Here is a 15,929-nt window from a genome sequence, read left to right on the forward strand (position 1 = left end):
TTATCACCTATTCCTTATTCAATAAATCGTCAACGATTTTACTATCGATGGGATCAGTCTCATCATCGACTTTTTCCAAAATATTGTCCCCTTCTTCGGTACCATTGAAACGAACATTATTTTCAATCCAGTCACGACGTGGCTTAACTTTATCACCCATCAATGTTGTTACTCGACGTTCAGCCAGTGCTGCATCATCGATATTAACTCGAATCAAAATACGATTTTCTGGATCCATAGTTGTCTTCCATAATTGGTCGGCATTCATTTCACCAAGACCTTTGAATCGTTGTAAATCATAGCCTTTACCCATCTTCTTGATTCCAGCTTGTAGTTCATCAGGAGTCCAAGCGTACTTAATTTGAGTCTTAGCACCCTTACCTTTTTGAAGCTTGTAAAGAGGCGACAAGGCAATGTAAACATGTCCCGACTCAACTAATGGACGCATGTAGCGATAGAAGAAGGTTAATAACAAGATTTGAATATGTGAACCATCATCATCGGCATCGGTCATGATAATAACCTTGTCATAGTTACGGTCTTCAAGTTTAAAGTCCGCACCTACACCAGCACCAATCGTATAAATCATTGTATTGATTTCTTCGTTCTTGTAAATATCTTCAAGTTTAGCTTTTTGTGTATTTAAAACCTTACCACGTAATGGCAAGATAGCTTGGAACTTTCGGTCACGGCCTTGTTTAGCAGAACCACCGGCAGAATCACCCTCGACTAAGAATAGTTCATTCTTATCTGAGTTCTTTGATTGAGCGGGTGTCAACTTACCAGACAATAGACCATCAGTCTTCTTGTTCTTTTTACCACTACGAGTGCTCTCACGAGCTTTTCTAGCAGCATCTCGAGCTTCACGAGCCTTCAAAGCTTTCTTAACTAACATCTGAGCTTGCTCACCATTTTCTAGCAAGTAGAAACTCATTTGTTCGTAAACTAGTTGATCAACAGCTGAACGTGCTTGCGGAGTACCTAGTTTACCCTTTGTTTGGCCTTCAAATTGAAGAATTTCTTCAGGAATACGCACGGAAATAATAGCTGAAAGACCTTCACGGACATCACTACCCTCGAGGTTCTTACTATTTTCCTTCAATAAGCCAACTTTACGAGCATAGTCGTTGAAAGCTTTTGTTAAACCAGACTTCATTCCAGCTTCGTGCGTCCCACCATCAGCAGTACGAACGTTATTAACGAAGGAGATAATGTTTTCAGAATAACCATCGTTGTATTGACCAGAGAACTCGATTTCGATTTGGGAATTCTCACCTTCAATATAGAAGATGCCACCAAGTGTATCTTTGTCCTCGTTCAAATACTTAACGAATGATTGAATCCCATCTTCATAATGGAAAACATCCTGTTTCTCTTCTTCGCCACGTTTGTCAGTGATAGTGAACTTAACACCCTTGAGCAAGAATGCTGACTCACGTAAACGTTCTGCTAAGGTATCGTAATTAAACTTTGTCGTCTGAAAAATAGTTTTATCAGGCTTAAAGCTAATTGTTGTTCCACTACCTTCTTTGGTAGTACCAGTCTTTTTCAAAGTTCCAACTGGGTGTCCACCTTTTTCAAAACGTTCTTCGTATACTTTACCTTCACGAACAACACGAACTGTCATCCACTCTGACAAAGCATTAACAACTGATGAACCTACACCGTGCAGACCACCAGACGTTTTGTAACTATTTTCTGAGAATTTACCACCAGCATGAAGTACTGTTAGGATAACTTCAATTGTTGGCTTACCAGAAGCATGCATCCCTGTTGGCATCCCACGTCCATGGTCAACTACCGTAATGCTGCTATCTTTGTTGATTGTGACATTGATCTCTTTACCAAATCCTGATAAAGCTTCATCGACCGCATTATCAACGATTTCATAGACAAGGTGATGTAATCCACGTGAATCAGTGGAACCAATGTACATACCAGGTCTTTTTCGTACAGCTTCTAATCCTTCAAGGATTTGAATTGACGAATCATCATAAGATGATTTTGGCATTTATATCATTCCTTTTCATTTACTACAAATCCGATATTCTAGTATTATAACACTATCAACGATATACGAATATACGTTCGTATTCAAGAGAAATCTTTTAATTTCAGGTAAAATAGTGGATAATGTCTAGGTTGGTATTTATAATTCTTGTTAAAACACCATAGAGTTACAATATACCAAAAAATAAAGCTGAGAGAGTGATTTTTTAATGAAACTTCTCATTTGTGTAATTTTAGCCTATCTAATTGGCTCATTTCCAACCGCTTATATAATAGCAAAAGTATTTTTCCACAAAAATATTTTTGAGTACGGGAGTGGAAATGTCGGAACAACTAATGCTTACCGAGTTCTTGGTAAAGTCGCTGGAACAGTCGTTTTAGTGATTGATATCTTAAAAGGAACTCTGGGTGCATTGATGCCTGTCTTCTTTGGACTAGATCGTCATCTAATTCTTTTTGTCGGAATCTGTGCCGTTATTGGACACTGCTACTCAATTTTCTTGAAATTCCGAGGCGGTAAGGCCGTTGCCACTAGTGCCGGTATCTTGCTTGCCTATAATCCCCTACTATTCGTGATTTGCTTTATCGTTTTAGCTTCAATCGTATATATCACAAGTATGGTCAGTGTAGCTAGTCTTACAACCGTTCTGTTCTTTACGATTGCGACACTATTCTTACACGATTGGATCCTAACAGCCGTCGCTGCAATTGTTACTGTCATTATTTATTATCGTCATATTCCTAATATCAAGCGACTTTTGAAGGGTCAAGAAAACCTCGTCCCAATTGGATTACGGTATAAAAAACAGCAACGTGAAGCTCAAGAAAAATCTCATAAGTAATTTTCCTAGTTCATAATCGATTGATTATGGGCTATTTTTTTCGATTCAGACTGACTTACACACAAAAAGCACACACCACGAGTTATACCGGATTTATTATTCACAAAAATAATCTATCTATAAAAAGTTGAAATAAAATATAAAATAATCGTAAAAATTTGCTTATAAAAGTCATATAATCCCTCGTTACTGATAGAATAATAGTAAAGCGTTATCAATTCGGGGAGGGGGTCGATTATGAACTTTAACAATAATTTGCCTACAAGAGCGGAATTTCGCCGTTCTTTAAAACATAAAAAGAAGCATTTTTATAAACGGTGGTGGTTCTGGACTATTATCGTAATTCTTTTACTAGCTGGTGGCGGCATCGGCGGGATGAAGATGACCAAAACTGGTCCATTCAGTCAAACTACTAAGGTTTCGAAGTCAAAGAAAACTACTAAGAAGAAAGTAGCCAAGAAACCTGGAGTTACCTTTGCCCAATACAGCGGTATTTTTCTCAACGAGTCCAGTGGCACGCCAATCAAAACTGTTCAACGACTGCTTGGAAAGCCATCTTCGACATCCACTTCAACAGCCAATAATGCTAAAACTGAAGTCAATACTTGGAATAATATTGAAAATGGTGAACTTGGATCAAGCCTGAAAGTCACTTTTGCCAATGGTCATGCAATTGCTAAAGCAATTAGCGGGCTCAAGGCTGTTCGTTCTGAGAAATTAGGCCTAGATGCTTATAGTTCGGTTCAAAATGGTATGGAAGAAAGTACTGTTCTAACAAACGTTGGCAAGCCTAACGGTTATAGCGAGTCATTCAGTTCTGACAAGACATCTAAGAGCTTTACTTACTCCTCTGGTGTATCTGGTAGTACTGGTGCTAACTTCGTTGTTAACTTCACTAATGGGACTGTCAGCGGTAAGAGCCAGACAGGGATGAAATAATGCAAAAAAAGAGTTGATACTAGTTATCAGCTCCTTTTTGTTGTGCTCTTAAAAATAAATTAGTTGTTTTAGGATATTCTAACGATCAATCCCATAGATACAATTATCATACGTCCACTGTAATATTACGCTCATATCATTGCTATTATAATAAACTGAAAGTAATTCATTGAACTTTTCCATTTGCTGTTCATTAATATTTAGAACGCCTAACCCATTTCTGATCATATAATAATTAGCAAATAAAATTGCCGTTCTCTTATTACCATCCCTAAAATATTGCTTTCGCATCATTTTATACATCAGTTCAATGATATTTTGAGTTTTAGATTGAGATTTATTGTTGATACATATATCTATATCACTGATTAATTCATCTTCCGTGGGTATTTTAGGTTCATAATCAACACCGCCAATTTGAATATTTCCAGTTCTTATAGCTACAGAATCAATATCATCATCCCTAGCAACTATTTCATTTATTTTCTTAGCAGAATTATTATAAAATTTATAAGTTGAGTTTATAACGTACTCCCAACCACGTTTTAAATTAACAATTATACCTATTGCATCAATATTAACGCCTGAAACACCCATACCTTCAACAATAGTTTTTGTTTGTGGCAATGTCGTATTAATACCTTCGAATTTTGAATTTGAATGTATTAATACGACCTTCTGAATAATTATCTATTTGGTTCCAGTATACAAAAAATTCTAGCCTTATAGACTATCAATAAACTTTTATAGCAATTCTAGTACTGGCGCAATTAAATGTTTCATAACGCTGAAAACCATATCTATTCAAACGTTTTCTATAGGTATTTTAAGGTTTTACATTAGACGAGTCTAGACCACTTCCTTTAAAATAAAGTTAACTTATTTGAGGAGGCTCAATTTTGATACAACCATCGGTGCCAGAATCACAGATCATTGGAATTTTGAATAACCTGAAAATAGTTTTTGATCGTGAACGAACATTTCCCAACCTAATAAGTAAAACTGAACATGTGCTGCTACCAGTCGATTTTGCATTGAATATTAATGGCTTTCTAGCAATTATCGAATATAACGGCTCACAACATTACAAAGCTAAAAATAGCAGTACAAGCGCTCATGAGGCCCTAAGGCGACTTAGTTCTAATGGAACAGCTCGTCTGGATTACTGTAATAAGAACAACATTCCTCTTTTGATAATTCATTACAAAGATAAAGACATGCTGACAAGAATTGTTTCTGATTTTATTGAGGATGTTAAAAACAGTCTCCATGGAACCACCAAATCATACACCGCTCATACAAAAGGTTATTTTAAAAACATCCCGTACGGCACTTTTGAAGACTCCCCTACTGGACCAATCAAACCGATTCAAGTACACGAGAATGATACTTTAGGCTACATCAGCCTAAGTAACGATGCCATCGTTTGGACAAAAAAAGAACTCAATACCTTATTAGCTCGTATCGGGTCTTATGAAAAAAAGATTAACCAATATAAGAGTATTACAGCAGACTTGGTATTGACTATCGATTCATTGCAGCACGAATTGAAGCAAAAAGATGCTGAATTAAGCGAGCAAGCGGATTATGTAGCGGCTGAGTCAAAGACTACTGTTATTACAACGCCTGAGCCAAAAATAAAATTAAAACTCGTTGAAGATCCTAAACCTATTGAAACTCAAAAATTCAATGGCAGCTTTAGAAAAACTAGCTCATCAAGAAGTCCACTAACAAATGAGGCCAGAACTTTTATAAAATCACTATCAGAACATCATGATACGGTCACTGGAATTCAGAAATATCTCAAAGAGAATTATCACGAAAATGTATCATTACCAACACTAAAAAAGTGTCTGCTTTAAAATAATCAAAATGACAGCCAAAAAAAAGCTCAACACCTTTAATAGATGTTGAGCTTTTTGATTAACTATTTAACTGAAATGCTAAAGTATGCTTCAAATTGTTCCTTAGGAGCCAATTTGTTAATAGCATATTTATTTTTAAGATTGTTATCTGAGTCAGTCTTATCTGCAAGTCCCCACCAAGGTTCGATACACATAAACTTACCATTTTCATCAGGATATGTTGACCACATACCGAAGAACTTAGCGTTACCAGTATCTAGTGTCAACTTGTGATCTGACTTGTCGCTAGCAATTGTTACTTCTGCTGGTTCATTCAAACGATAAACAACAGCATCGTCAACAAAGTAGTCACGTGTCATTGGGAAGTTTTGATTCTCAACCTTTGTTTCGCCATTTAGGTTAACTAAGTGGTTGTCGATTGGAATATGAGTTCTTGTTTCGGCTGGATCTACAGTAACTTTGTAATCTTCAAAGTTAAGACCTTTATCGAAAGGTACTTCAAATCCGGGATGTGCACCAATTGAGAAGTACATATCTTCTGATTCTTCCATACTGTCGACTAGGTAAGAAATTTGAACAGTATCCTTAACTAGTTGATAAACAATTCTCAACTTGAAGTGATATGGATACTTAGCAAGACTAGCTTCACTAGTTGTCAAACTCAAAACTAATTTTGAATCTGTTTGTGAATCAAGAGCAAATTCTTGATCACGAGCAAAACCGTGTTGTGTCATCTTGTATTCTTTGTCGTCAACGAAGTAATGGTCATCCTTTAAACGTCCAACAATTGGGAATAATACAGGTGCATGGCGTCCCCAAACTTTTGGATCTGCTTGCCAGATAAATTCTGAATCTTCGTTATTCTTGATGCTGTTCATTTCAGCACCTAAAGAATTAACCTTTAATGTTAAGAAGTCGTTCTTCAATTGATAAACTGTCATGTTTTTCCCCCTAAAGAATATAACGTGAAAGATCTTGATCTGAAGCAATCTTACCAACTTGTTCGTGGACATATTCACGAGTAATGGTAATATCACCCATTTGCATATCAGGTCCTTCATACAAAATATCTGCCAAGATTTTTTCCAAGACAGTAGAAAGACGTCTTGCACCGATATTCTGATTACTATTATTCAATTCAAAAGCAATTTTTGCAATCTCTTCGACAGATTCTTTAGTAAAAGTTAAATGTATTCCGTCCGCTCTTGTAAGCGCTACATATTGCTTTGTCAAAGCATTGTCTGGTTTTGTCAAGATTTGAATGAAATCGTCTTCAGTCAAGTCATTCAATTCAACACGGATTGGGAAACGTCCTTGAAGTTCAGCAATCAAATCACTAGGTTTACTTTCGGCAAAAGCACCAGAAGCAATAAAGAGAATGTGATCTGTATCAACGGGACCATATTTAGTGGCAATTTGTGAACCTTCAACGATAGGCAAGATATCACGTTGGACACCTTCACGAGAAACTTCACCAGAATTACGTTTGTCTCCAGCAGCAATCTTATCAAACTCATCAATAAAGATAATTCCGTTATTTTGAGTTCTTTCGATAGCCTTTTGATAAATTTCATCATGGTCAACACGTTTTTGTGATTCTTGTTGAATCAACAATTCACGTGCTTCCTTAACTGGTAATGTTCTAGTAATGGTCTTCTTAGGTACCAAGGAATCCATCATTCCTGACATATCGATACCCATTTGACCCATTTGGTCGCCCATGGCACCAACTTTTTTAGACTCTTCAACTTTGATAGTTACTTCTTCGTTTTCAAGCAAGCCTTTATCAAGTTGTTCTTTAACTGACAGACGTTGATCACGTACTTCATCAGTTACATCAGCATTAGCATCAGGATCTTCGTCCACTGTATCGCCAGCGTTATTGAAAATATTACCTAATCCTTGACCACCATTTTGCATGCTGTTAAGCATACTCATAAAGTCATTGTTATTGTTTTGACGTTGTTCTTTTTTAACACCAGGAGCAAGCAATTTGACCAATTTTTTGTCAACATCGCGACGAACTTCTGGTCTGATTTCGTCAAATTTTTCTTTTTCAACCATTGTAACTGCAACGCTAACCAAGTCACGAACCATTGATTCAACATCACGACCGACATAACCAACTTCAGTAAACTTAGTTGCTTCAACCTTTACGAAAGGTGCGTTGACAATTTTTGCCAAACGACGAGCAATTTCAGTTTTACCAACACCAGTTGGTCCAATCATCATCAAATTCTTGGGTGTGATCTCAGCTTGCAATTTTGCAGGTACTTGCATCCGACGGTAACGGTTGTATAAAGCAATCGCTACGGCTTTCTTAGCATCGGTTTGACCAATAATATAATCATCTAGTTTAGCAACAATTTCTTTTGGGGTTAATGTGTCCATTTATTACTAATCTCCACTCTAAAATTTATCGGAAATAATATTTTCGTTTGTAAAAATATCAATACTTGATGCAATCTTAATTGCTTCTACAGCAATTTGTTCAGCGTCCATATCTTTTGCATGACGTTGCATAGCGATGGCTGCTGCTTGCGCAAAGTTACCACCAGAACCGATTGAAACAACATCTTCGTCAGGTTCGATAACTTCGCCACTACCAGAAATAAGTAACAAATTGTCCTTATCCATGGCAATCAACATTGCTTCGAGTTTTTGTAAAGTTGGATCCTTACGCCAATCTTGAGCCAGTTCAACTGCAGCACGTTTCAAGTTACCTGAATATGCCTTGAGCTTCTTTTCTAGCCAATCTTGAAGTGTAATAGCGTCAGCAACACCACCAGCAAAACCAATAACGACTTGGTCGTCAAAGATACGTCTTACTTTGTGAGCTGAGCCCTTCATAATATATTTTTCACCTAATGTAACTTGACCATCACCGGCAATTGCAGTGTGACCGTCATGTTTAACAGCAACTATTGTAGTCATTTATTTACCTTCCTCTTATCTTGGAAAATATTTTTTATAATCGTTTTGTAAATGTTCCATTGTCACATGGGTGTAAATCTGCGTGGTCGAAAGGCTGGAATGTCCCAGTAGCTCTTGAACCGTTCGCAAATCAGCACCATGATCGAGCATGTGTGTGGCAAATGTATGACGTATCATATGCGGATGTATATCGGATGTCAAGCTAGTTTTCTTGATTATCTGATCCAAAATATATTCGATTCCACGACTAGTCAAATTTTTACCACGACTATTTACAAAAACGTAATCGTGATCTTGATGGTTTTTAAGCATCAACGTCTTTCTACCTTGATCAAAATAAGTCTCTAATGCTCTCCTGGCATAACTTCCAAAGGGCACATAGCGGTCCTTGTCGCCTTTACCATGAATTAAAACTATTTCATTAGAAAAATCCAGTTGATCTAATACTAGATTAGCACACTCACTCACCCGCATGCCAGTGGCATAGAGCAATTCTAATAAAGCTGAATTTCTTTGGGAAAGTGGGTCATCCCCTTTGACTGCTTCGAACAATTGCGTCATCTCTTTTTCATAAAAGAAATGGGGCAGTTTACGGCCTTTGTGGCGCAATTGTACTAAATCAAAGGGATTTGCCTTGATGAATTTATTTTTGATTAAGAAGTTGTAAAAAGACCGCAATGCGGAGATTCTACGGGCAATTGTCTCATCCGCATAGTTTTTTTCATCTAAATATGTCAAATATGTATCGACATCGATACGCGTTACCTTAGTGAATCCATGAAATCCACCATTTTGGTTTAAAAAAGAAACAAAATTATCTATATCTTCTAAATAAGATTTTTTTGTTTCTTCCGAGTAGCGATGATTAATCATTAAATTATCAACAAATTTATCGATTAATTTTTTTTCTTTCATTACTTTTGAATATCCTCTTCATAATCTCCGTTTGGACAAATTACTTGACGACCACCCTTAACCTTCTTTTCAACAAGGTAGTGGCCATCTTTAGGACAATCACGACCGATTGGCTTATCCCATGAAACAAAGTCACAGTCAGGATATCTTGAACAACCATAGAAAATACGATTTTTCTTTGATTTTCTTTCAATAACTTGGCCTTTCTTACATTTAGGACAAACAACACCGATTTCTTTAACGATTGGCTTAGTATTACGACAATCTGGGAAACGTGAACATGCATAGAACTTACCGTAGCGGCCCATCTTGATAACCATTGGTGCACCACAGATATCACAATCCATGCCGGCTGGTTCATCTTTGATTTGGACTTTTTCGATTTTATCCTCAGCTGATTCAAGTTCTTTAGCAAAAGGCTTGTAATAGTGGTCAACAACCTTGACCCAATCTTCTTTGCCTTCTTCAATCTCATCGAGTTCATCTTCCAAATGAGCAGTAAAGTCGATATTAACGATATCTGGGAAATAATCTTGAATTAAATTGTCAACTATTTCACCTAATTCAGTTGGTTCAAAACTCTTACCATTTAATTTAACGTAGTAACGACGTTGAATCGTATCAATTGTTGGTGCATAAGTTGATGGACGACCAACACCATTTTCTTCCAAAGCCTTAACAAGTGATGCTTCAGTAAATCTTGCAGGTGGTTGAGTAAAATGTTGCGCTGGATCGTTCTTTTGTAATTTAGCACTGTCGCCTTCGTTTAATTCAGGAAGAATATTATCTTTCTTAGAAGTATCAGATGTGCTTTGGTAAACCTTACGGTAACCTTCAAACTTAATTTTTGAACCATTAGCTCTAAACATTACGCCATTTTGTGACAAATCAACTGTCATTGTATCGAAAACAGCTGGTGTCATTTGACTGGCAACGAATCTTGACCAAATCAAGCTGTAAAGGCGGAATTGATCACGACTAAGAATTTCTTTAAGTGAAGCTGGTGTTCGGAATACTGAAGATGGACGAATAGCTTCATGGGCATCTTGAGCACCTTCTTGGTTCTTATCCTTACGTTCTTTAACGATAGCGAAAGGTTCACCATATTCTTCATGAATAAACTTAGATGCTTCTGCTTCAGCGACCTTTGAAATACGCTTAGAATCAGTACGCATATAAGTAATTAAACCAACAGTACCTTCCTTACGTCCCAAGTTGATTCCTTCATATAATTGTTGAGCAATCATCATGGTCTTACGAGTCTTGAAGTTTAAACGTTTGTTAGCTTCCTGTTGCAACGAACTGGTTGTAAATGGAGCAGCTGGCATACGTTTACGTTCTTTTTTAGTAACTTTATCAATATTGAAATCTTTTTTCTTATCAATCTTACCCAATACTTCTTGAACTTGGGCATTATCTTTTAATTCAGCCTTTTTACCGTTTAATCCGTAAAAGTTAGCTTTGAATTTATCTTTATCATGTTTGAAAACTGATTCAATGGTCCAATACTCTTCAGGAATAAATTTCTTGATGTCATTTTCACGTTCGATCACTAATTTCAAAGCAATTGATTGAACACGACCGGCACTGAGACCTTTCTTAACTTTAGCCCAAAGGATTGGGGAAATTGAGTAACCTACCAAACGATCTAAAACACGACGTGCTTGTTGGGCATCAACGAGGTTCATATCGATTGAACGAGGTGATTTGAAAGCTTGTTTAACAGTATCTTTAGTAATTTCGTTAAAGACAACACGATTCTTTCCGTCATCTTCCAGACCAAGTAAATGTGAGACATGCCATGCAATGGCTTCCCCTTCACGATCCGGATCGGCTGCCAGATAAACGCGTTTGGCTTTTTTTGCTTCTTTTTTGAGATCCTTTATAACTGGACCTTTACCACGAATTGAAATGTATTTTGGTTCGTAGTCATGTTCGATGTCGACACCCATCTGACTCTTAGGTAAATCACGAACGTGACCCAAACTGGCAACTACATGATAATTACGTCCCAAATATTTTTCGATAGTTTTTGCTTTTGAAGGTGATTCAACAATCACCAAATTCTTTTGCTTAGTTGATGGCACGTAAAGGTGCTCCTTTCAAATGGATCAAGTAAAACTGTCAATATATTAATCACAGATTTTAATTTTGTCAATTCAAAGGATAATTTACTTCTTCAAAATGACATCTTGATTTTATAAATTATTAAAATTAATTAAAGGTGTGGCTCCTTCTTCGATTAACCGGTTACAACCAACAGACAAAGCTCTATCAATTGGACCAGGAATCGCCAGAACCTCACGATTGTTTTCCAAAGCTAGACTAGCAGTAATTAGAGAACCACTTCTTTTTCTAGCTTCAGTAATGATAACTTTCTGACTCAAACCAGCAATGATTCGATTTCTTTGGGGGAAATGGAATCGATCAGCCGGCATTTTAGGCGGATATTCACTGATTACCAAACCATTATTCATAATCTGTTGCTGTAAATCAAGATTTTCTGGAGGATAAACTAAATCAAGACCACAGCCAGTGACAGCGATTGTTTGTCCGTGATTCTTTAACGTATGTTCATGCGCCCAAGAATCCACGCCTCTAGCTAAACCGCTCACAATAGTATAACGATTTACTAAACGTGGGACAAGCCCGCCAATGCAACGAAAACTATAATCTGTCGCTTTGCGTGCACCGACAATGGCGATACAGTCAGTTTTAAGTAAAGCAATCTTTCCTGAAAAAAACAAGAGAGCAGGTGGATTATAAATAGTTCTTAATAGTTGCGGATATTCGTCATCAAGATAATTAATTGCTGGCGGCAAAACTTCAGGCGAACGTTCTAATAATAGTAGAAACTGGTTAAATTTGCCACGGTCCCAAACAGTTTCCAAAAATTCATATGCCTCAGATTCTAGATTAGCACTATTTATTGAAATTTTTATAATATTTAGCATTATCTGATTGGACATCATGCCAGTCATTCTGCATCTGATTAAGAAATCTGTCAATTTTGTCATAAGAAAAACATCACTCCCTCAGAATAAAATTACGGAAGTGATGCTTATTTTAGTATAACTTATGAATATTTTTTACAGGCGCAAAACTCAAACGATGAATTTTAGTTCTACCAACGGTATCCAAAGCTTTTAGATGCTCTTTGGTACCATAACCGTCGTTTCGTTCGAAACCAAATTCAGGATAAATATGGCTGTACATCGTCATCAAACGGTCTCTGGCCACTTTAGCAACAATACTAGCAGCACCAATACTCAAAGATTTTGAGTCACCTTTGATCAATTTAGTCTGTGGAATATCAACTGGTATAGTCATCGCATCAACTAAAATATGATCTGGTTCGAGATACAAATTATTGATAGAATCAGCCATTGTCAATTCTGTCGCATGATAAATATTTTGGGTATCAATCAAGTGTGGACTACCGACGCCAATACTAATATCAATCGCTTGATCACAAATTTGCTTATAAAGTTCATCTCGCTTGGCACTAGATAACTTTTTTGAATCGTCAACTTCATAAAGCGTATTATCGGACGGCAAAACAACCGCTGCTGTGACAACTGGTCCAGCTAACGGTCCTCTACCGACTTCATCAACACCAGCAACAACTGCCCCATTTTCCCAATAAGGCTTTTCTAGAAACTCCTTTTGTTGAAAGCGAGTAATCAGTTCCTGATGTTTAGTCTGTCTCTTATAATATTGCTCTAATAACTTTTTAACGCCACTGCGCGTATCTTCAGACAATTCAGCTAATAATTCTTTATCAACATCATTATCTTCTAGTATTTCTCTAACAGCTTTAACAGTGTACTTATTCTTCATAAAACTCCCCAGGGATGTCAAACGTCAAACGGCCTAATTTCAATTTACGCACGTCGTCAATAATACGACGTGATGTACGGTCATAATCGTCCTTATAACCAAATTTTTGAGTAAGGTCCATCAATAGCTGTGGAGTCGTATGATTGAAAACATCAGCATTAGTTAGACCATAGGCTTCCTGTAATTGGTCCATATAGTGGGTCTCAAGGAAATTCAAGGCGTAGATGGCAACATCATCAGGCGCATAGATTTTATCCTTGATAGCGCCGGACAAAGCCAATTTCATACCAACTTTGGGATCATCAATCTTTGGCCAAAGAATACCTGGTGTATCCAATAAATCGATACCGATACTAGTCTTCAACCAATTCTGGTTCTTAGTGACACCAGGTTTATTACCGGTAACAGCAACATTTTTACCAACGAGTCGATTCAAAATGGTAGATTTACCGACATTAGGAATCCCGATACACATAGCTTTAATCTGATAGTTTTTGACACCATTTTTTTCGTAACGTTCAATTTTATCTGACAATTCAGATCTAATCAAACTCTTAATTTGACCTAAACCTTTGTTGTGCTTGGCATCAAGCTCAATGGAGTTAGTACCTTCTTGTTGGAAGTTGAGTTTCCAATCTTTCGTAACCTTAGGGTCGGCCAAATCAGATTTATTTAAAATAATGATGTGTTTCTTTTGATCAATAATATTTTCCAAAACTGGGTTTCTTGATGAGAAAGGCAATCTCGCATCAACAATTTCCAATACAATATCGACTAATTTCAATCGATCTTGTACTTGATTTTTTGCCTTGTTCATATGTCCGGGATACCATTGTAGTGCCATTACCATCACCTATTTCTGTCAATTTATTTTTTATCTGTTTCTTGATACTTTTGAAATGCTTCATCAAAAATTGTCATGCTAGGCAAGTACCCGGCATTCAACTCTAAATATTCTGATAACTTTTGATAATTTTGCTCTTGCTTGGGGAAAGAAGTATCGCGAAAAGCATTCATCGCAAATTCTGCTTCTGGTTCGACACTATCCGCATTGCGAAGAGTCATTAAAAACTCATAAAAACTGCGTCTCATATGTACTCCTTCCTACTGGTTATTCGTAATTTTACTATTCATTACTTCAAAGGACAATTTGTTATTTTTCAAATCGATCCTTTTAGCACGAATACCGTAGCCATCTTTAGTAGTGAATTTAGTAAACTTCAAAAGAATTGTCTTCTGTTTACCATCGATACTGACCCATTCAGGAGTCTTAAAGCTATTCTTAATATAATTCATTACAAAGGAAATTGGCAATGATAAATCGCCAATCTTCATTTCTTTAGCTTTCAAAAGCACATCACCATTAGTCTTGGCATATGGATGCATCAAAATTGTAAAGTGAATCTTGGCACCTAAAAAGGCAATTGCACCAGTCAATTCAGCGTCCTTTTTCAAAATCAATTGATAGTCAGTTTTACCATCGTTTAGAGTGTTCTTGAGATAATATTGAGCCATTTTATTGGCTTCTTGCTTGTTCATGTCAACCGTAAAGACACGTTCATTTTGATCCGGAATGGTTGTAGAAACTTGATAATTATCTTTTGAAGAACTCAAAACTTTCGTACCCATGTATCCTAAACCAACGACAATAATTGCTACTAAAGCGATAAACGCATATTTCCAATAATTTCTTTTCATGATTACTTGTAAAGCCACTCCTTTGTAGTCCCGTTTACTTTCTCAAAGACTTTGTCTGTCATCATATCATAACCGGTCCCATTTGGATGGAAGTGGTCCTTCGTGTATAGATATGGATTGCTACCAGTTTTCTTAACTTTCTTCGTGATACCTTTTGGTTGATATAAGTTATTGATATCTACAAAGTAGGTTTTGTTAAACGTGCTGGCAACTTTAGCTGAAGCATTGTTCCAGTTGATAAAGGCTGTTTTAGCATTCTTGACGTTACTCAAATAAATACTGAAAGGATTGTAAATACCAATCAGGTAAATTGGTGCATCATTATTATAAGCTCTAATATCAGTCAACAACTGTTTAAGGCGCTTGTCGAATTGAACCTGTTCATCAGCAATATCGCCAGCTGTAAGATCCAATCCTTTACGCTGCAACAAGTGCATGAAGTCATTACCACCAACAGTTACCGTAATAATATCTGCTTTGGGCAAGTCTTGATGCATCTTCTTGTCTGACTTGATACGTGCCATAATTTGCTGACTAGTATCACCAGAAACACCATAATTATGTGATTCTGTTTTAATCTTATACTTATTTTGAACTCGTTTGGTTAAGCGAGTAACATATCCGCCACCAACAGATTTAGAATCGCCAACACCTTGAGTCAACGAATCCCCGACGGCGACAATGCTGATATTAGTCTTCTTGGGAATAACCTTTTTCTTAGGTTTAGTTTTTTTAACTGTCTTTGTTTCAGTAATTTGTTGTTGATTATGATTGACAAAATAATATGTCCCACCGCCAACAGCGATTAATAAAACAATTAATATTATGATCCAAATACTTTTTTTCTTCATTTATAATCCATCTTTCAAAAAAAAGCTGATGCAAT

The 15,929-nt window shown here is 36.7% G+C and carries 16 protein-coding genes; 3 read left to right on the plus strand and 13 right to left on the minus strand.

Annotated elements, in window-relative coordinates; translation table 11 throughout:
* Positions 1-7: 7 nt before the first annotated feature.
* The gene (gene parE, locus AAA923_RS02480; protein ID WP_338214380.1) at positions 8-2,011 is read right to left on the minus strand and encodes a DNA topoisomerase IV subunit B; all 2,004 of its coding nucleotides are present in this window, start codon (positions 2,009-2,011) and stop codon (positions 8-10) included.
* A 208-nt stretch (positions 2,012-2,219) separates the two neighbouring features.
* On the opposite strand from parE, the gene plsY reads away from it, so the two are divergent.
* Together plsY and AAA923_RS02490 are read left to right on the plus strand one after the other, a co-directional pair.
* Complete coding sequence (gene plsY, locus AAA923_RS02485; RefSeq protein ID WP_338214381.1) at positions 2,220-2,852, plus strand: glycerol-3-phosphate 1-O-acyltransferase PlsY; 633 nt, start codon at positions 2,220-2,222, stop codon at positions 2,850-2,852.
* A gap of 237 nt (positions 2,853-3,089) precedes the next feature.
* Positions 3,090-3,791: a DUF3862 domain-containing protein gene (locus tag AAA923_RS02490; protein WP_338214382.1), complete on the plus strand. Its 702-nt coding sequence runs from the start codon at positions 3,090-3,092 to the stop codon at positions 3,789-3,791.
* A gap of 78 nt (positions 3,792-3,869) precedes the next feature.
* Here the strand turns inward: AAA923_RS02490 and AAA923_RS02495 are convergent, their stop codons facing one another.
* Positions 3,870-4,418: a Fic family protein gene (locus AAA923_RS02495; protein ID WP_338214383.1), complete on the minus strand. Its 549-nt coding sequence runs from the start codon at positions 4,416-4,418 to the stop codon at positions 3,870-3,872.
* Positions 4,419-4,690: 272 nt separating this feature from the next.
* On the opposite strand from AAA923_RS02495, the gene AAA923_RS02500 reads away from it, so the two are divergent.
* Positions 4,691-5,653 carry a hypothetical protein gene (locus AAA923_RS02500; RefSeq protein WP_338214384.1) on the plus strand — a complete coding sequence of 321 codons (963 nt, stop codon included), beginning with the start codon at positions 4,691-4,693 and terminating at the stop codon, positions 5,651-5,653.
* A gap of 65 nt (positions 5,654-5,718) precedes the next feature.
* Here AAA923_RS02500 and AAA923_RS02505 read toward each other — a convergent pair whose 3' ends face one another.
* From AAA923_RS02505 to AAA923_RS02555, 11 genes are all read right to left on the minus strand, one after another.
* On the minus strand, positions 5,719-6,597 hold the full coding sequence (locus tag AAA923_RS02505) for an aldose 1-epimerase family protein (RefSeq protein ID WP_041501626.1): 879 nt from the start codon (positions 6,595-6,597) through the stop codon (positions 5,719-5,721).
* Positions 6,598-6,607: 10 nt separating this feature from the next.
* The gene (hslU, locus tag AAA923_RS02510) at positions 6,608-8,047 is read right to left on the minus strand and encodes an ATP-dependent protease ATPase subunit HslU (RefSeq protein ID WP_338214385.1); all 1,440 of its coding nucleotides are present in this window, start codon (positions 8,045-8,047) and stop codon (positions 6,608-6,610) included.
* An 18-nt stretch (positions 8,048-8,065) separates the two neighbouring features.
* The gene (hslV, locus tag AAA923_RS02515) at positions 8,066-8,590 is read right to left on the minus strand and encodes an HslVU peptidase proteolytic subunit (RefSeq protein ID WP_338214386.1); all 525 of its coding nucleotides are present in this window, start codon (positions 8,588-8,590) and stop codon (positions 8,066-8,068) included.
* 15 nt (positions 8,591-8,605) lie between these two features.
* Positions 8,606-9,505 carry a tyrosine recombinase XerC gene (xerC, locus tag AAA923_RS02520; RefSeq protein WP_338214388.1) on the minus strand — a complete coding sequence of 300 codons (900 nt, stop codon included), beginning with the start codon at positions 9,503-9,505 and terminating at the stop codon, positions 8,606-8,608.
* Complete coding sequence (gene topA / locus AAA923_RS02525; protein WP_041501630.1) at positions 9,505-11,592, minus strand: type I DNA topoisomerase; 2,088 nt, start codon at positions 11,590-11,592, stop codon at positions 9,505-9,507. Before topA ends, xerC begins: the two co-directional genes overlap by 1 nt.
* 111 nt (positions 11,593-11,703) lie before the next feature.
* Positions 11,704-12,522 (minus strand): DNA-processing protein DprA, encoded by an 819-nt coding sequence (gene dprA, locus AAA923_RS02530; protein ID WP_338214389.1) that lies wholly within the window; start codon positions 12,520-12,522, stop codon positions 11,704-11,706.
* 49 nt (positions 12,523-12,571) lie between these two features.
* Positions 12,572-13,345: a ribonuclease HII gene (gene rnhB / locus AAA923_RS02535; RefSeq protein ID WP_338214390.1), complete on the minus strand. Its 774-nt coding sequence runs from the start codon at positions 13,343-13,345 to the stop codon at positions 12,572-12,574.
* A complete protein-coding gene (gene ylqF / locus AAA923_RS02540) occupies positions 13,335-14,189 on the minus strand; it encodes a ribosome biogenesis GTPase YlqF (protein ID WP_338214391.1) in 855 nt (284 codons plus the stop codon). The genes rnhB and ylqF overlap by 11 nt, the downstream gene beginning before the upstream one ends.
* 23 nt (positions 14,190-14,212) lie before the next feature.
* Positions 14,213-14,437, minus strand: a complete 225-nt coding sequence (locus tag AAA923_RS02545) for a YozE family protein (protein WP_041501585.1) — start codon at positions 14,435-14,437, stop codon at positions 14,213-14,215.
* A gap of 12 nt (positions 14,438-14,449) precedes the next feature.
* Positions 14,450-15,043, minus strand: coding sequence for a YpmS family protein (locus tag AAA923_RS02550; RefSeq protein WP_338214392.1), 594 nt, complete (start codon positions 15,041-15,043; stop codon positions 14,450-14,452).
* Positions 15,044-15,045: 2 nt separating this feature from the next.
* Entirely contained in the window at positions 15,046-15,894 is an 849-nt protein-coding gene (locus tag AAA923_RS02555) for an SGNH/GDSL hydrolase family protein (protein WP_338214393.1), read from the minus strand.
* Between the last annotated feature and the right edge of the window lie 35 nt (positions 15,895-15,929).

Source organism: Companilactobacillus muriivasis (assembly GCF_036246245.1).
In the GTDB taxonomy this organism is placed as follows: domain Bacteria; phylum Bacillota; class Bacilli; order Lactobacillales; family Lactobacillaceae; genus Companilactobacillus; species Companilactobacillus muriivasis.

Coding starts and splice junctions, on each gene's coding strand:
- dprA (WP_338214389.1), bottom strand. CDS start 12,522: ATGACAAAATTGACAGATTTCTTAATCAGATGCAGAATGACTGGCATG.
- rnhB (WP_338214390.1), bottom strand. CDS start 13,345: ATGAAGAATAAGTACACTGTTAAAGCTGTTAGAGAAATACTAGAAGAT.
- AAA923_RS02555 (WP_338214393.1), bottom strand. CDS start 15,894: ATGAAGAAAAAAAGTATTTGGATCATAATATTAATTGTTTTATTAATC.
- AAA923_RS02545 (WP_041501585.1), bottom strand. CDS start 14,437: ATGAGACGCAGTTTTTATGAGTTTTTAATGACTCTTCGCAATGCGGAT.
- xerC (WP_338214388.1), bottom strand. CDS start 9,505: ATGAAAGAAAAAAAATTAATCGATAAATTTGTTGATAATTTAATGATT.
- hslV (WP_338214386.1), bottom strand. CDS start 8,590: ATGACTACAATAGTTGCTGTTAAACATGACGGTCACACTGCAATTGCC.
- plsY (WP_338214381.1), top strand. CDS start 2,220: ATGAAACTTCTCATTTGTGTAATTTTAGCCTATCTAATTGGCTCATTT.
- ylqF (WP_338214391.1), bottom strand. CDS start 14,189: ATGGCACTACAATGGTATCCCGGACATATGAACAAGGCAAAAAATCAA.
- AAA923_RS02490 (WP_338214382.1), top strand. CDS start 3,090: ATGAACTTTAACAATAATTTGCCTACAAGAGCGGAATTTCGCCGTTCT.
- AAA923_RS02550 (WP_338214392.1), bottom strand. CDS start 15,043: ATGAAAAGAAATTATTGGAAATATGCGTTTATCGCTTTAGTAGCAATT.
- AAA923_RS02505 (WP_041501626.1), bottom strand. CDS start 6,597: ATGACAGTTTATCAATTGAAGAACGACTTCTTAACATTAAAGGTTAAT.
- hslU (WP_338214385.1), bottom strand. CDS start 8,047: ATGGACACATTAACCCCAAAAGAAATTGTTGCTAAACTAGATGATTAT.
- parE (WP_338214380.1), bottom strand. CDS start 2,011: ATGCCAAAATCATCTTATGATGATTCGTCAATTCAAATCCTTGAAGGA.